This window comes from Streptococcus sp. 449_SSPC, assembly GCF_001073005.1.
Lineage (GTDB): Bacteria > Bacillota > Bacilli > Lactobacillales > Streptococcaceae > Streptococcus > Streptococcus salivarius_F.
In genome coordinates this window covers 407,812-423,576 of the sequence record NZ_JVGR01000029.1, presented here as the reverse complement: position 1 = coordinate 423,576, position 15,765 = coordinate 407,812, and the positions used below count along the sequence as shown (strand labels likewise).

General features: G+C 40.2%; 15 protein-coding genes. 11 read left to right on the top strand and 4 right to left on the bottom strand.

The window, feature by feature from the left end:
- The first annotated feature begins 7 nt into the window (after positions 1 to 7).
- Positions 8 to 1,060: a galactofuranosyltransferase gene (locus tag ADH51_RS08040; protein WP_048675912.1), complete on the top strand. Its 1,053-nt coding sequence runs from the start codon at positions 8 to 10 to the stop codon at positions 1,058 to 1,060.
- 35 nt (positions 1,061 to 1,095) lie between these two features.
- On the opposite strand, the gene ADH51_RS08035 is transcribed toward ADH51_RS08040, so the two are convergent.
- Positions 1,096 to 2,115: a phosphodiester glycosidase family protein gene (locus tag ADH51_RS08035; RefSeq protein WP_176744474.1), complete on the bottom strand. Its 1,020-nt coding sequence runs from the start codon at positions 2,113 to 2,115 to the stop codon at positions 1,096 to 1,098.
- Between the two features lie 145 nt (positions 2,116 to 2,260).
- Between ADH51_RS08035 and ADH51_RS08030 the strand changes: the two genes are divergently transcribed.
- The 10 genes from ADH51_RS08030 (at position 2,261) to ADH51_RS07985 (ending at position 11,267) form a co-directional block, all read left to right on the top strand.
- Positions 2,261 to 3,079, top strand: a complete 819-nt coding sequence (locus tag ADH51_RS08030) for a Cof-type HAD-IIB family hydrolase (RefSeq protein WP_048675907.1) — start codon at positions 2,261 to 2,263, stop codon at positions 3,077 to 3,079.
- Positions 3,080 to 3,097: 18 nt separating this feature from the next.
- Complete coding sequence (locus ADH51_RS08025; RefSeq protein WP_038675965.1) at positions 3,098 to 3,700, top strand: histidine phosphatase family protein; 603 nt, start codon at positions 3,098 to 3,100, stop codon at positions 3,698 to 3,700.
- Positions 3,697 to 4,305 carry a histidine phosphatase family protein gene (locus ADH51_RS08020; protein ID WP_038675967.1) on the top strand — a complete coding sequence of 203 codons (609 nt, stop codon included), beginning with the start codon at positions 3,697 to 3,699 and terminating at the stop codon, positions 4,303 to 4,305. Before ADH51_RS08025 ends, ADH51_RS08020 begins: the two co-directional genes overlap by 4 nt.
- Positions 4,302 to 4,898: a histidine phosphatase family protein gene (locus tag ADH51_RS08015; RefSeq protein ID WP_038675968.1), complete on the top strand. Its 597-nt coding sequence runs from the start codon at positions 4,302 to 4,304 to the stop codon at positions 4,896 to 4,898. The genes ADH51_RS08020 and ADH51_RS08015 overlap by 4 nt, the downstream gene beginning before the upstream one ends.
- A 78-nt stretch (positions 4,899 to 4,976) precedes the next feature.
- Positions 4,977 to 6,113, top strand: coding sequence for an AI-2E family transporter (locus ADH51_RS08010; RefSeq protein ID WP_048675903.1), 1,137 nt, complete (start codon positions 4,977 to 4,979; stop codon positions 6,111 to 6,113).
- 124 nt (positions 6,114 to 6,237) lie between these two features.
- The gene (locus ADH51_RS08005) at positions 6,238 to 7,674 is read left to right on the top strand and encodes a glycoside hydrolase family 1 protein (RefSeq protein ID WP_048675900.1); all 1,437 of its coding nucleotides are present in this window, start codon (positions 6,238 to 6,240) and stop codon (positions 7,672 to 7,674) included.
- 247 nt (positions 7,675 to 7,921) lie between these two features.
- On the top strand, positions 7,922 to 8,200 hold the full coding sequence (locus ADH51_RS08000; RefSeq protein ID WP_004182567.1) for a phasin family protein: 279 nt from the start codon (positions 7,922 to 7,924) through the stop codon (positions 8,198 to 8,200).
- Positions 8,201 to 8,217: 17 nt separating this feature from the next.
- Positions 8,218 to 9,795 carry an ABC1 kinase family protein gene (locus ADH51_RS07995; RefSeq protein WP_048675897.1) on the top strand — a complete coding sequence of 526 codons (1,578 nt, stop codon included), beginning with the start codon at positions 8,218 to 8,220 and terminating at the stop codon, positions 9,793 to 9,795.
- Positions 9,796 to 9,798: 3 nt separating this feature from the next.
- The gene (locus ADH51_RS07990) at positions 9,799 to 10,419 is read left to right on the top strand and encodes an SGNH/GDSL hydrolase family protein (RefSeq protein ID WP_048675894.1); all 621 of its coding nucleotides are present in this window, start codon (positions 9,799 to 9,801) and stop codon (positions 10,417 to 10,419) included.
- Complete coding sequence (locus ADH51_RS07985; protein ID WP_002890920.1) at positions 10,416 to 11,267, top strand: patatin-like phospholipase family protein; 852 nt, start codon at positions 10,416 to 10,418, stop codon at positions 11,265 to 11,267. Before ADH51_RS07990 ends, ADH51_RS07985 begins: the two co-directional genes overlap by 4 nt.
- 26 nt (positions 11,268 to 11,293) lie before the next feature.
- Here ADH51_RS07985 and ADH51_RS07980 read toward each other — a convergent pair whose 3' ends face one another.
- From ADH51_RS07980 to ADH51_RS07970, 3 genes are all read right to left on the bottom strand, one after another.
- Positions 11,294 to 12,634, bottom strand: a complete 1,341-nt coding sequence (locus tag ADH51_RS07980) for a D-alanyl-D-alanine carboxypeptidase family protein (RefSeq protein ID WP_048675891.1) — start codon at positions 12,632 to 12,634, stop codon at positions 11,294 to 11,296.
- 183 nt (positions 12,635 to 12,817) lie between these two features.
- Entirely contained in the window at positions 12,818 to 14,164 is a 1,347-nt protein-coding gene (locus ADH51_RS07975) for a D-alanyl-D-alanine carboxypeptidase (protein WP_048675889.1), read from the bottom strand.
- Between the two features lie 229 nt (positions 14,165 to 14,393).
- On the bottom strand, positions 14,394 to 15,590 hold the full coding sequence (locus ADH51_RS07970; protein WP_048675887.1) for a cation diffusion facilitator family transporter: 1,197 nt from the start codon (positions 15,588 to 15,590) through the stop codon (positions 14,394 to 14,396).
- Positions 15,591 to 15,765: the final 175 nt, after the last annotated feature.

Here is a 15,765-nt window from a genome sequence, read left to right as displayed (position 1 = left end):
ATAAGAGATGAAATACTATTTAAAAGAAGAATTTTTACACGATAACAATGTTAAAAATGCAGGAAATAAGGCTCGTAATGACGTTGAAGAAATTGTAAAGAGAGAGGGCTATCAAGCCTTGGTTCTTTCAGTTGACAATTGGTACGAGATGAGCACTGTTAAAGCACAGCTTCATAAATCAAAGGCTTTTGGTCAGGCTTTGGATCAATTGCAACAAGGAGATGAATTGCTTATTCAATTCCCGATGCTTCACCATAGCTTTTTTACAACACATCATGTCAAGAAAGCGCAGAAAAAAGGGGTAAAAGTTAATTTTATTATCCACGATTTAGAAGCTCTTCGTTATGTCAATGTTGAAAATTTCCCTTTAAAGCATAAGATTCGTATTCAGATTCAAGAATCAGGTCTTCTTGGTGCAGCTGATGGCATCATCGCCCACAATCCAATTATGAAATCTGTTTTGGTGGATAAAGGGATTGCGGAAGATAAGATTGTTAGCCTTGGCATTTTCGACTATTTGATTCCAAATTTCCAAGAGAAGACAGGTCTAAGTAAGAATCAGCCAATTATTGTGGCTGGTAATCTGGCACAAGAAAAAGCTGGTTATCTTTACTCACTTCCTGCGAAACCTGCTTATAACCTTTATGGTGTTGGCTTCGACGAGAGCAGAGCTCTTGAGAATGAGGCTTACTTTGGCTCATTCCTACCTGATGAGCTTCCTGCAGCCCTTGAGGGTGGTTTTGGGCTTGTCTGGGATGGTGATAGTGCTGAGACATGTAGTGGTGTCTTTGGCGAGTACCTTCGCTATAACAACTCTCATAAGGCGTCACTTTACTTGGCATCAGGATTCCCGCTTGTTGTTTGGAAACAGTCAGCCTTGTCTCACTTTGTGCTTGAGAATGGCTGTGGGATTGCAGTAGAGTCGCTTCATGATTTGAAGGCTACCATTGACAATCTTTCAGATACTGATTACCAAGATTTGCTTGAAAATACCAAGCGTGTCGGTAAAGGTATTCGTGATGGTCACTATCTACTTACCGCATTGAACAATTTGAAATAAGATAAAAAATCCTCATTTTAGTGAGGATTTTTGCATTATTTGGAGATTTCAAACTGGTATTGGGTTCCTGCAACTTTTCCGTTTGAATAGATTGCTTTAATATAGTCGTCATAAGTGATTGACTTGGACTTACCTGCTTTTACGAGCTCAGGATCTCGCCATACATTTGGATCAGTAGCATTGCTATCTCGCTTGGTGAGATAGAGGTACTCAATGTAGGTTCTATTGTCGACAAAGGCCCCAGCAACCTTTTCCGTACCATTATCAGATCGTGTATACATACGAGTCGTTCCTCCACCATCTAGGAGGAAGGCAAGGCGAATATTCGAGTAGCCTAAATTTTTTAAAAGGTTGTATACGTCTTGGTGATTTAAGCCCTTATTGAGGGAGTTGTGACCATAGGTTTGGATAATACGGATAATACCATCATAGGTTTCTACATAAATGGAACGTGCATTTGGTTGGTCAGGATCACCTTTCTCCCAGGTTTTATCTACCTTCTTATCCTTAATGAGAATACCAAAGGCACCTGTATCCCAACCATTGCTTCCCATGTGGGTAAACATTTTAGCTGTGTCTATATTTGGGTAGGTACCGGCAGTGATATTATTTTGATCATCTCCATATAGAAGGCCTGTTTTGCCCAATTCGATTTCCTTTTGAGCGAAGGGACGATCTAGTCCTTCGTAAGACCAAAAACCTGCGTTAATGAGAGCAAGAGCATCTCGTCGCTTAGCTTCGTACTTAATACTTTGCTCTGTGAGTTCAGGATTATCATCTTCGGTTCTTCCTTTTTGTAGGATGTATTTTCCATCCTTCTTGAAGGATAGAATCTGCATGTCTACATTTTTAATAGTGCCTTTTTCAAGTAGGACAGACTGATCTAAGAGCTCTTTATTTTTTATGGTAAAGTTCAATCCGCCCTTATTTGATGGCATAGAAAGCTTCTTAATATCTCGGTTGTTGAAGTAGATGGTGAGGTAGAGCAGTCCCCCAACGATGGCACCAATCATTAGAAGAGAAAATAGTATTCTTAAAATATTCTTCAATTTCATACTATCATTATAAACAATCTAGGCTTACAAAACAATCCTAAGACCATTAAATATCCAAGAATAGTATCAGTTTTTCTTAGTATGGTACTGGTAAGCGTTTTCTAAAAGGGTTATAATAAGAGTGAGTTAGTCAAGGAGGTGCTTTATGACCATTAAGGTGATTGCAACAGATATGGATGGAACATTTTTAGACGATAAAGGGAGCTATGACAAGGAGCGTTTTAGTCAGATTTTAGATGCTATGGATGCGCGTGATATGCACTTTGTCGTTGCATCAGGTAATAGTATGAGCCGTCTTAAACCCATGTTTGCGGAGACTTTTAATCGCCTGCATTTTGTAGCTGAAAATGGTGGTCAGGTGGTTAGCTATGGCAAGCTTCTGTGTCAGGAGTTCATGGCATCAAATGATGTTGAAAACTTGCTAAGCTATTTTAATTATGATTTGTTAGATAGGCCGACTATATTTAATGGTGCTCAAGGCTCCTATATGTTAAAAGGGACTAGGGTTAATTTTGCTGAGATGATAACAGAAGAAGAGCAAGCCGCCATGGAAGCATCCATTCAACGTTTGAATGGGCTGGAGGATTTAGATGATGATTTCATCAAGATTACCATGTTGCTGAGTCCTGAAGAGGCTAATCGTGTGTCACAGGCTTTTAATCGTGATTTTGATGGCAATCTAGTTGCTGTTCCCAGTGGTTTTGGTGCTATTGACTTCATTCAAAAAGGCATGCACAAGGCTTGGGGACTCAAGCAGCTTCTTAACCACTGGGACTTGTCTGAGTCCAATGTCATGGCCTTCGGTGATGGTGACAATGATCTTGAGCTCCTGCAAATGGCTGGCCGCTCTTATGCTATGGAAAATGCCAGTCCAGCTATTTTACAAGTGGCAGACCAAATAGCACCGCACCATAAGAATCAAGGGGTCTTGACTATCTTAGAAGATTATTTAGGTTTATCTTAAAAAAGGGTGGTAAAAGTAATGAAGTTATATTTAATGCGACATGGTGAGACATTATTTAATACACAAAAGCGTGTTCAGGGATGGTGTGACTCTCCCCTGACTGAAAATGGGATCTGGCAGGCGGAAGAAGCTAAGCAGTACTTTGCTAAGAAAGGTATTTCTTTTGACGCTGTCTATTCATCTACGCAAGAGAGAGCAACTGACACGGCAAAGATTGTGGCGCCCGAGTATACTGTAACTCAGCTTAAAGGAATTAAAGAAATGAATTTTGGCTCTTTTGAGGCACAACCTGAGCACCTCTTGCCAAAACATCGACCTGGCACACGATCTTTCGAAGATCTTTTGGTTCCATATGGAGGGGAAGATATCCGTCAGGTTGGCCAGAGGGTTTTAAAGACTGTTATAGAGAAAGCAGAAGAGCATACTAAAGAGGGTGATGAGAATCTTCTATTTGTTAGTCATGGAGCGGCTTTATGGGGATTGATCATTTTCATGGACTTGGCCTTTCCTGAAGGAGTGGGCTTTGGAAATTGTAATGTTTGTGTTTATGATTATAACCAAGGTCAATTGGAGCTTCTTCAGGTGATTGATCCGATTTCTGGTTTAGAGGTAACATTATGAAAGAATTTTATTTAATGAGGCATGGACAAACACGGTTTAATGTTCAGCATAGGCTTCAGGGGGTCTGCGATGCCCCTTTAACGGAAGTCGGGATCGAACAGGCTAAAAAGGCTGGTCAGTATCTAGCCAAGCAGGAGCCAATTTTTGATCATGTCTTTACGTCAACCTCTGAGAGAGCTAGTGATACCCTAGAAATTGTGACTGGACGAACAGACTATGAAAGACTTAAAGGTCTTAAGGGACAGGATTTTGGAGCTTTTGAGGGCCAGCCAGAGTATCTTACTCCTAAAACCTTACCTGATGGACAAGGCTTTGGTGATTACTTTGTTCAATTTGGTGGCGAGAGTACGACCCAGGTTCGGGATCGTATGGAGTTAACTATTAGGGCCATCATGGAGAGTGTGGCCGATGGTTCTAAGTCCTTGCTAGTTAGTCATGGACCATCTATTTTGCAGTTTTGTAGACGTGTTTTAAATCCCGCCCCAGATATTCGTGGTCTTAAAAATTGTTGCATCTTACATTTTACCTATGATCAAGGGCAATTTGAACTGGTTTCAGTATATAATCCTGTAGAAGAAGAGTATATCTTTGGAGGCGAAGAATGACACGACTCTATTTAATGCGACATGGACAGACACTTTTTAACACACTCAATCGGATTCAAGGTTGGTGTGATTCTCCATTGACCGAAAAAGGTCGGGACCAAGCTCGTCAGGTCCGTGCTTATTTTGAAAAACATGATATGACTTTTGATCAGTATTATTGTACGACAACTGAAAGAGCTTCTGATACCATTGAATTGGCGACTGGGCGTACTGATTATCAACGTGTTAAGGGGCTAAAAGAAATGCATTTTGGTATTTTTGAAGGTCAGCCAGAGTATCTTCATCCCAAGACACCTGTTGTGGGGCATTTTGGTGACCACTATGCCCAGTTTGGTGGGGAAAGTCAGGATCAGTTCGTTGCGCGTGTTGTTGCGAGTGCTAAGGAGATAGTAGATAAGCATCCTGACCAATCTATTTTAGCTGTTAGTCACGCTGGAGCCTTGATGACTTTTCTTCATGCCGTTGAGCCAGAGCGGGCCTTTCAGTCTTGTCCAGGCAATTGTGCCATCTTAGTTTTTGATTACGATGGATCGAGCTTTCACTTTGTCAAGCTGATAGATCCAATAGCTGATCAAGAGTTGGTGGAATTTTAGCGGCTTTCTATGATCAAAGATAGTAAGAAACCCTTTCTTAGTGTATAATGGAAGGGTATTTTAAATTATGGAGTGCCTATGAAATTTACAAAAAATCAGTTCATTTGGTTGGCTGTCCTCTTTTTCAGTTGTTTCTTGATCTATACTTACTGGGAAACAGTTGTTTCAATTTGTAACACCATTTACGTTGCTAGTCAGCCCTTCCTGGTTGGAGCAGGGATTGCCTTTGTGGTAAATATCCTGATGTCTTTTTATGAGAAGCTACTGGTCAAGTTTATTCCATTTGGTTTTATCGCTAAAATCAAGCGTCCTATTGCTCTGCTCTCGGCATTGGGAACCATTGGCTTGGTCTTTACTTGGGTAGTATTCACTGTCCTTCCTGATTTGATTGACAGTATCAACACCTTAATTAGTCAAGACCGCTCAGCTATTAATAACTTGATTAATTGGTTGCTTAAAAACAAATCCTTGCAAAAAATTATTCAAGATTTTGGTGGTGTGACACAGGTTAGAGAGCTAATCAATAGCTATAGTGCTCAGTTGCTTCAACAAATCATGAATGGTTTGACGAGCTTCTTGACTTCTTTAACGAGTCTGCCATCAACCTTGATTAATCTTTTTATCAGTATTGTCTTTTCTTGTTATGTCTTAGCTGGAAAAGAGAAGCTTGGGAATCAGGTCAATCGTTTGGTAGACGTCTATTTAGGACGTTATGGTAAGACTTTCCACTATGTAGTTGCTATTCTCAATAATCGATTCCGCAATTTCTTCGTCTATCAGTCGCTTGAGGCTTGTATTTTGGGGACCTTGTGTTATATTGGGATGAGTATCTTTAATTTCCCTTACGCAGCGACTATCTCTATCCTGATTGGTTTTTCAGCAATGATTCCAGTTGTGGGGGCTTATATTGGTGTGACGATTGGTACCATCTTGATTATGACGCACTCTGTGACCTTGGCGCTTTTGTTTGTTGCCTACGTGGTTATTTTGCAGCAGTTTGAAGGGAATCTCATCTATCCTTATGTGGTCGGTGGATCTACCGGACTTCCTGGTATTTGGGTTATCTTCGCAATCACCATAGGTTCTGCCTTGGGTGGTATCTTGGGTATGTTGGTTTCTGTGCCAGTAGCCGCAACCCTATATCAGATTGTTAAAGATAATGTTGTTAGGCGAGAGGAAGCCAAAGCAGCAAATGCTCTTGAAAGTAATGACTAATTCAAACAGACTTCGGTCTGTTTTTTTTCGTGTTATAGTATCAGATTTCAATAAGATAGTATAAGTGTAATCGTTTTCTAAGTGTTATACTATGAGTAAATTGAACAATGCAAGGAGATAAAAGATGACATATAGATTTCCAAAAGATTTTCTCTGGGGTGGTGCAACAGCTGCCAACCAGTTTGAGGGTGCTTACAACCTAGATGGCAAAGGCTTGTCCGTACAGGATGTAACGCCAAAAGGCGGTGTTCCCTTTGAACCCGGGGCCTTGAATCCTTTGATTACTGACCAACCAACACCAGATAATCTAAAACTAGAAGGTATAGATTTCTATCATCGTTATAAAGAAGACATAGCACTTTTTGCAGAGATGGGCTTTAAGGTCTTCCGCATGTCAATTGCATGGACTCGTATCTTTCCAAATGGTGATGATACCGAGCCAAATGAAGCAGGTCTAGCCTTCTACGATAAGGTTTTTGATGAATTGGCCAAGTATGGCATCGAACCGCTTGTAACCTTGTCCCATTATGAAACACCACTCAACTTGGCGCGTGAGTACAATGGATGGACTAATCGTAAATTAATTGGTTTTTATGAGAATTATGTTCGTACAGTCTTCACACGTTATAAAGATAAGGTCAAATATTGGTTGACCTTTAATGAAGTGAACTCTGTTTTACACGCACCGTTCATGTCAGGTGGGATTGCAACTCCGATGGAAGAGCTCTCTAAACAGGATCTTTACCAAGCAGTTCACCATGAGTTAGTCGCATCAGCTTCAGCAACCAAGATCGGACATGACATCAACCCTGATTTTAAGATTGGGTGTATGGTTCTTGCTATGCCTGCTTATGGGATGACAGCTAATCCTTTGGATCAGTTGGCTGTTCACGAGTTTGAAAATCAAAACTATCTCTTCTCAGATATCCATGCCCGTGGGAAATATCCAAACTATATTAAACGCTATTTAAAAGATAATGGTATTGAAATACAATTCGCTTCTGGAGATGAAGAAATCTTGAAGAATACCGTTGATTTTATTTCATTCTCTTATTATATGTCTGTGGCAACCGCACATAATCCAGAAGACTATACAATTGGTAAAGGAAATATTATGGGTGGTGTTGAAAATCCCTACCTTGAGAAATCTGAGTGGGGTTGGGCTATCGATCCAATCGCTCTTCGTCTAGTTTTGAATGACTTCTATGATCGTTATCAATTGCCATTGTTTATTGTCGAAAATGGTTTGGGTGCCAAGGATGTCCTTGTTGATGGTCCTGATGGTCCAACAGTTGAAGATGATTATCGTATTGATTACCTTCAAAAACACTTGATTCAAGTCGGTGAAGCTCTTCAAGATGGTGTGGAGCTTTGGGGCTATACGACTTGGGGACCAATTGACTTGGTCTCAGCTTCAACGGCTGAACTCAGTAAACGATATGGCTTCATCTACGTTGATCGTAATGATGATGGTAGTGGTAGCTTGGCTCGTTATAAGAAAAAATCATTTGATTGGTATAAGTCTGTTATCGAAAGTAATGGTGCAGCCCTTTACAAATAGAAAATCGTTAAGAATCTCAGCAAAAGCTTGAGATTCTTATTTAGTATTTTAGTACAAACTTGATAAATAAGTGTTTTAGTGAATATATCTATTTATTAAGTATCTGAATACTATATATTTTAATTTATGCTAATTAACACATTTTCTGAAAAAGTGGTAGAATAAAGGTGTGAAAACGTTCTTATATTTTCTGAAGAAGTGGCTAGTCTATTTCTTTACTTTTCCTACTTAGATGGAGGTAACGATAATGAATGATTTGAAAAAAGTTCTCTTGGCCGGTATTGGCTTGACTGCTATGACAGTAGATAAGGCTGATAGTTTTGTCAAAGAGTTAGTTGAAAAGGGGCGTTTGACTGTTGAAGAAGGTAAGGAACTGGAACAAGAGCTCAAACGTCAAAGTAAAGAAGAAGCTCAAGAATTTTTGAATAAACTTGATGCTAAGAAATCTTCAGTTGAGTATGCGACTAAGGATGATGTGAAACGTCTTGAAGAAAAACTTGACGCTTTGCTCAGTCAAAATAAATAAAATGTAAGGAGACTAAAATGGCAAGTAAACGATTGAGACATGTGTTGAAGGTTTTCTCGTCAGTTGGTCTCCTTTCTTATCGTGAAAAACACCTTCCTCAAGACCAACAGACAACACCTGTAAAGCTACGCCAAGCCTTTGAGCAATTGGGACCTAGTTTTGTTAAAATTGGTCAAATCCTATCCACACGCTCTGACCTTTTGCCAGAGGCCTATATCAGAGAATTATCAAAACTCCAGAGCTCAGTTCCTCCCTTGAATAAAGAGGAAGTCATGACGGCCATTAGGCGAGAATTACCTAGTGGGCTTTCTGACAGTTTCCTTGATTTCTCGGAAGAGCCCTTGGCTTCTGGTTCTGTAGCTCAGACCCATAGGGCTAGATTGTTATCTGGTCAGGAAGTGATTGTAAAAATTCAGCGACCTGGTATTGATGAGGTCGTTAAGGAAGATATTCAGCTTCTCATTAAGCTTGCACGCCATATTCCAAAGCATTTTATACCTATGGTCGATGTTCAGGAGGTTTTGGAAAATCTGCGAGAAACCCTAATTAAGGAACTTGATTTCAGAAATGAAGCAGAGGCCATGAAGCGTTTCAAGGCAAATAACAGGGCTGTCGCATGTCTAGGTGTCCCAGAGGTCTATGATTCCTTCACGACGTCACACCTCATAGTCGAAGAGTACATCGATGGGATTCCACTTAATGACTATAGCCAACTGCTTGAGGCTGGTTATGATCTGGAAGATGTGGGCAAGAAACTAATGTTGTCATTTATCAAGCAGGTTTTCAAAGATGGCTATTTTCATGGTGATCCTCATCCTGGAAATCTCTTGGTACGTGATGGCAAGATTTGTTTCATTGACTTTGGGATTATGGGTGAGTTGGAAGTGGGGATGCGTGCGTCCTTAAATGACATCTTATATAGTTTTACTGCTCAGGATGTTGACGGTATGACTAAGGCTATCTTGTCAGTCACCCAGTTTGATAATGGCCTAAACCGTGCGGTTCTAAGTCAGGATGTCGAGCAGATGCTGGGGCGTTATTCTGGTGTTGACTTGGGAAGTCTGTCCATGACAGATTTGCTAGAGGATTTGCTGGCTATTTTCCAGAAGAACCATCTTAAAGCCTCGTCTCAAATTACCATTTTGGAGAAGGCTTCGCTTCAAATCGAAGGTATTTTCCGAGAGTTAGCCCCAAATATGGATTTGATGACTTTAGCCAAGGATTATTTCCTAGAAAATATGGGCCCTGACATGCTTAAACAGGCCCTGAATAAAGAGAGTATCTTGATTGAACTCTTTTATCTGATTCGCAATGGGAAAAATATTCCGCGTCGTCTGCATCAGCTCTTGGAGCAGATTTTAAACGGACGAATTGTGGTAAACCATGATTTTATCAACTTTTCGGGTCGCATTAAAGTTTTTGAGAAAGTATTAAATAATCTGGTTTTAGCCTTATTGACATTGGGATTTCTACTTTCCGGTGCCCTTTTGGCTAATAAATCAGGTTTTGAAAATCTTGCCTGGCTATTTCTTGGACTTGGAACTTTTCTAGCTTTAATCACAGTAGTGCGTATAATATTTAAGAAAAAAGGATAAAGTATGATTGAAACAACTAGGCCTGAGCTTGTGGCCTATCAAGAAGAGCGTTTAGCCAAATTTGTGAATGAAAATCATAAGTTAGACAAAGGCCAAATCGTTTTTGCAGGGGACTCCATCACGGAGTTTTTTGCATTGAAAAAATATCTGGGTCGAGAGTTTCCCCTTGTTAACCGTGGGATTGCAGGAACAGACTCGGTTTGGCTCTTAGAACACCTTAAAGAGCAGGTCTTAGATTTGGAACCAAGTAAATTGGTGCTCTTGATTGGCATTAACGACATCGGAAGAGGTTACCCTATTCGAGATATTGTCACTCGTATTTCCGATATTATCATGACAGTTCGTCAGGAATCCCTCTTTACTGAGGTCTATTTGCTGAGTGTCTTTCCAGTTAGTGAAGAATCACAGTATGCTTCTAAGGTTAAGATTCGAAATAATACGACTGTACGTGAGCTAAATCAACAATTAGCTGTCCTCCCCGGTGTGACCTATGTCGATCTTTTTGATTACCTTACTGATGACATGGGACAGTTAAATGACAACTATACAACGGATGGTTTGCACTTGAGTCCACAAGGTTATCAAGTCCTTGCGGAACCAATCATAAAGGAGATTTTAGAATGAAAGTTGGCTTAGTCCTCGAAGGCGGTGGGATGCGTGGCTTATATACGGCTGGTGTATTAGATGCCTTTTTAGAAGCTGGAATTAAGGTGGATGGCGTTGTTTCGGTATCGGCTGGAGCACTTTTTGGTGTTAATTACCTTTCTAACCAGCCCCAAAGAGCCCTTCGCTACAACAAGCGTTTTATGGGAGACCGTCGCTACATGAGTTTCTGGTCATGGCTGACGACCGGTAACTTCGTTAATAAGGAGTTCTCCTATTATAAGGTTCCAATGGAGTTAGACGTTTTTGATCAGGAGGCCTTTGCTAATTCGGGTGTTCCCTTCTATGTGGTCACTACAGATATTGAGACCGGCAAACCAGACTATATCAAGATTGATCATGTCTTTGAGCAAATGGAAGCCCTTCGTGCAAGTTCCGCCCTACCTTTGGTTTCTGAAATTGTCGAGTACAAGGGCAAACGCTACATGGATGGTGGTCTGTCTGATAGTCTTCCTATTGATTTTATGGAGAATTTGGGCTTTGACAAACTCATTGTCGTTCTGACGCGTCCTAAGGGCTACCGTAAAGAGCCATCTAAAACGAGTAAGCGAATCTACAAGCTCTTTTACCGCAAGTATCCTAAATTTGTTGATGTGGCATCAAATCGCCATATCCACTACAATAAGAGTCTTGAAAAGATTGAGGCTTTGGAAAAAACTGGCAATCTTTATGCCATTCGTCCAAAGCATGCGCTTGAAGTTGGTCGATTGGAGAAGGATCCTGAAAAGTTTGAGGCCATCTATCAAGAGGGATTGGAACAAATGCGAAATGAGATGGATCATCTCAAAACATTTCTTGGAGACAACTAAAAACGTGCTCGGTTGAGCACGTTCTTTTAGTTATTCATTTGTCTAGCTTGACGGCGTTCTTTGACTTTTTGACGACGCTTTTTCTCATTGATAAAAATCAAGTAGAGCACGTAAACTGGTAATAAGAGGAAGCAGAACAAGGCAAAATGTTTCAAAAAGTTATGCTTACTGCTTGTTTGTTTCTCTTTTTGACCTCCAGAGAAGAGGAAGAAGCCAGTTTTAGTTGCCTTGACAGTACTTGCTTTTATCTTAGGTGAGACTGTTTTTAAGCCATTATCGACAAGGACATAATCATCTTTAACACTAATCTTAGGCTCTTGTCCTTTTTTGACTGTGGCATAGACATCTTTTTGGACATCGTATTTTTTACCATCAATCTTTTGTTTGCCCTTGCTTAGGACTTTCTTGTAGGAATAGTCTTTAAACATTTTCTCAATGAGGGAGTTACCGAAGGCATGGCGGATTTTTTCGCTACTTTCATCTTCCCAGTTTCCAACGCCCAGGATAACTGAAATGACTCGTTGATTTCCTCGTTTGCATGTGGAGATGTAGTTGTAATCTCCACGAGGACTTGAGCCTGTTTTTAGGCCATCGACTCCTTTGAGGCCATAATCAGCACCAGGCAAGGAGTAGTTGTAATTTTCAAAGGTTTCCTCGTATGGTGTTCCTTTTTTGACAGTTACTGTCTGTTGGCTAGTGTATTTAAGGATTTCAGGGTGATGTTTGATAAGGTTATAAGCCATGATAGACAAATCACGAGCTGTCGTCTGGTTAGAATGGTTATTGTCATAACGTTTAGGTGTGTAGTAGCCTTTGTAAGATGCCGCACCAGCTCCAGAGGCATTATACCATTTAGTATTTGTCATGCCGAGCTCTTTAGACTTTTCGTTCATGCGATCAATCCACTTGTCAGGGTCATTATCACTGAGATAGTTGGCAAGCATGACTGTTGCTGCATTTGAAGAGGGAACAGCGGTCATAGTGATAAGTTCCGAAACCGTGTATTTTACTCCAGAAACATTCTTGTTGTTTGAGATTTCGTAGATATTAGCAATAGCCTCATCGGTTGGCTTGGCTGTAATCACGGTGTCTTCTTTGATTTCTCCCTTTGACAAAGCATCAAAAACCAGGTAGAGAGACATGGCCTTACTCATGGAAGCGGGGTCACGTACTTCATCAATGTTATCTTGCCAAAGGATGTCCCCAGTATTGGCATCAATCAAAAGTGATGATTTAGGTCGATAGGTCTCGGTGGCTTCCTTGTAGCCTGCTTTTTGTGCAATATCTACCAGTTGGTCAGCGGACGACAGACTGGGAGCTAAAGCCAAACTAGCTACCAGGAAGAGTCCTAACAATTTCTTTTTCAAAATAATTTCCTTAGTAACAACGTTTAGACACTCTTAAAAGCATCCTTTAATCTATTTTTGTTATTTGTTTGTAAAAAAAGTCATACTTGACTATTATAGCATAGTTTTGGGTGGTTTTATCAGTATTCTTGGGGGACTTCCTTGAATAGAGTATAAAAAAACGTGTCATGGACACGCTTTCTTTTATTTATTGATTTGTCTTGCTTGTCGACGTTCTTTGACTCTTTGACGACGTCCTTTTTCATTAAGGTAAATCAAGTAGAGGAGACCAACTGGGATAAGGCATAGCAACCAGAAATAAACTGGGAGTTGGCCATTATTCGTTGCTTTAGTAGCCTTTTTATCTTTTTGGTTACTTCCAAAATCGAACCATCCCTTAACTTTTGTAGCCTTAACAGAAGTAGCCTTGATATTAGGTGATACTGTCTTCAGACCATTATCAATGACAATGTGATCATCTTTAACAGAGATTTTAGGGTCTTTACCTTTTTTAACGGTGGCATAGACGTCTTTTTCGACATTATACTTTTTACCGTCGATTTCTTGTTCACCCTTGCTAAGAACTTTCTTGTAAGAGAAGTCTTTGTACATCTTCTCAACGAGAGCATTACCAAAGGTATGACGAATCTCTTCACCTGTTTGGTCAGACCAATCACCAGAACCCATGATGACAGCAATCATACGTTGATTACCACGCTTGATGGTATCAATATAGTTGAAAGCACCTTCTGGGCTAGATCCTGTCTTCAATCCATCAACCCCATCAATTCCGTATTTGGCACCTGGAATAGAGTAGTTGTAAGTCTCGAAGGTTTCCTCGTAAGGTGTTCCTTTTTTAACTGTGACAACAGGTTTGCTAGTGTACTTGAGAATTTCTGGGTATTTCTTGATGAAGTTATAGGTCATGATAGCCAAATCACGCGCAGTAGTTTGGTTGGTTTGGTTGTTATCATAACGTTGAGGACTGTAGTAACCTTTGAAGGCAACAGCAACAGCACCAGAAGCGTTGAACCATTTGGTATTGGTCATCCCTAGCTCTTTAGATTTCTCATTCATCATGTCTAGCCATTTATCAGGATCATTATTGGTCAAGTAGTTGGCTAGCATCACGGTTGTAACGTTAGAGGAAGGCACCGCTGTCATAGTGATGAGTTCTGAAACGGTATAATCAACACCCGCAACAATCTTGTTGTTTGAAATTTCGTAAATATCGGCAATAGCTTGGTCGGTTGGAGTAGCTGTGATAACAGTATCTTCAGAAATCTCTCCTTTAGACATAGCTTCAAAGACCAAATAAAGTGTCATGGCCTTAGACATAGAAGCTGGGTCACGCACCTCATCAGCATTTTCTTCCCAGAGGACATCTCCGGTATTTCCATCGATTAAGAGGGTTGATTTGGGGCGATAAGCCTCAGTGGCTTCAGTATAACCAGCAGCGCGTGTAATATCCATCAATTCGTCTGCACTAGACAAACTCGGTGCTAGGGCTAGACAAGCTGCTAAAAGGACGGCAACAATTTTCTTTTTCACAATGTGTCTCCTTTAATATATATGGGGTTCTGTAGCTGCCAGAACCTATTTTTATCTATTAATATCATTTGCCTGTCAAAACCCTAAATTCGGTAGTGACAAACATCTTCATTATAACATATAAAAGTTAGAGTTTTCCTAACATTTAGTATTTTAATGTAATTTTTAGAATCGATTGAATGTTACACAAAATCTATTTGAAAGCAGAAAAAACGAGCTTGCTTGCTCGTTACTTTTCATCTTTTATCCTTGTGACTTGGTGGTAAATCATGAACCAGGTTTCATTTCGACGCCAGATACTAGTGTGGAAATTTCCTCCCAACTCATAACTAATTAATTTCGTTTTTTGACTAACAGATGTCATCTTGAAGCTGTCAAAATTATTGAGAAGTGGTTGTTGATTGGCAATGACTTCTTCACGATTGTGGTGGTGACCATTTTCATCGATTAAGTAGAAGTCTGGTGCTAAGAGATTTTCATAGTCAGGAATTTTTGACAGAATAATCTTTTCATTGCGAGAGAGTTTGTGAAGGACATTGCCATAAATTTCATCTTCGGGAATAGCAGCTGGTTCTACATGGACATCAGTGTCATAGACAGAGAAACGCTTGCTGAGAACCTCTTCAATTTGTTCAGTAATGGCATGACTCTCGTAAACAGAGAGGTCAGGATTCATTTCAACCACAATATCAAGATAGACGTTGCTACCATAAGAACGGCCACGCTGCTTCTTAACCTTAGTGACTTTTGGAATCTCAAGAATCGCTTTCTCATAGGCTTTGAGGTTTCTCTCATCGAAACCGTCTGACAAACTAAAGGTTGCTTCCATGAAGATATCATAGGCTGTTTTTAGAATGAAGGAGGTAATGATAATGGCTGTAATATAGTCAATAATCGTGAGGTTGAAGGATGCTGCAACAATGGCGATTGACGTTCCAATAGAAGTTACGGCATCGGAGAGATTATCCTTAGCAGCCGCAATCAAAGCGCTAGATTTCAGCTTTTTGGCAAGTCCTTTATTGTATAAGTAAACGCCACACATGACGATAGCAGAAAGAACTCCGACGGTTGCACCAAGGGGATCGACTACAGTTTCCTCTCTTAGAAAAATCTTTCGGACTGTTTGAATTAGGACTTGGAAGCCCACCACGAACATGATAAAGGAAGTGACTAGGCTTGATAAGTCTTCAATCTTCCAATGACCAAACCTATGATCTGCATCAGCAGGTTGACTAGCTAGGTGCAATCCAATGAGTAGGGCCACGTTCCCTAAAATATCTGACAAGTTATTGAAACCATCGGCAATCAAAGAGCTAGAATTTAAAAAGTGTCCAGCTAGAAGTTTTGCAATGGTAAGAAGAAGGTATGCAGCGATGCTGACAATGGGACCTCGTCTGGCTGCTCTTAAATTTTCATACGTAGTCATAGGGTTACCTTTTCTGTTAAAATACAAGTTTAAATTATAGCATAAAACTATAACGAGTTAAAGGTTGTAAGCCCTTTAAACTTGTGGAGCAATGTATTTTTAAAACTTGATAGGAAATGCTTCGTAATCATGGTGCTTTTTCAGTATTTTCCGAATATTCCCTACAAATTATGGT

Excerpts from the sequence above, each read along its gene's own strand:
- ADH51_RS08040 (WP_048675912.1), top strand. The coding sequence starts at position 8 with ATGAAATACTATTTAAAAGAAGAATTTTTACACGATAACAATGTTAAA.
- ADH51_RS08035 (WP_176744474.1), bottom strand. The coding sequence starts at position 2,115 with ATGAAATTGAAGAATATTTTAAGAATACTATTTTCTCTTCTAATGATT.
- ADH51_RS08030 (WP_048675907.1), top strand. The coding sequence starts at position 2,261 with ATGACCATTAAGGTGATTGCAACAGATATGGATGGAACATTTTTAGAC.
- ADH51_RS08025 (WP_038675965.1), top strand. The coding sequence starts at position 3,098 with ATGAAGTTATATTTAATGCGACATGGTGAGACATTATTTAATACACAA.
- ADH51_RS08020 (WP_038675967.1), top strand. The coding sequence starts at position 3,697 with ATGAAAGAATTTTATTTAATGAGGCATGGACAAACACGGTTTAATGTT.
- ADH51_RS08015 (WP_038675968.1), top strand. The coding sequence starts at position 4,302 with ATGACACGACTCTATTTAATGCGACATGGACAGACACTTTTTAACACA.
- ADH51_RS08010 (WP_048675903.1), top strand. The coding sequence starts at position 4,977 with ATGAAATTTACAAAAAATCAGTTCATTTGGTTGGCTGTCCTCTTTTTC.
- ADH51_RS08005 (WP_048675900.1), top strand. The coding sequence starts at position 6,238 with ATGACATATAGATTTCCAAAAGATTTTCTCTGGGGTGGTGCAACAGCT.
- ADH51_RS08000 (WP_004182567.1), top strand. The coding sequence starts at position 7,922 with ATGAATGATTTGAAAAAAGTTCTCTTGGCCGGTATTGGCTTGACTGCT.
- ADH51_RS07995 (WP_048675897.1), top strand. The coding sequence starts at position 8,218 with ATGGCAAGTAAACGATTGAGACATGTGTTGAAGGTTTTCTCGTCAGTT.
- ADH51_RS07990 (WP_048675894.1), top strand. The coding sequence starts at position 9,799 with ATGATTGAAACAACTAGGCCTGAGCTTGTGGCCTATCAAGAAGAGCGT.
- ADH51_RS07985 (WP_002890920.1), top strand. The coding sequence starts at position 10,416 with ATGAAAGTTGGCTTAGTCCTCGAAGGCGGTGGGATGCGTGGCTTATAT.
- ADH51_RS07970 (WP_048675887.1), bottom strand. The coding sequence starts at position 15,590 with ATGACTACGTATGAAAATTTAAGAGCAGCCAGACGAGGTCCCATTGTC.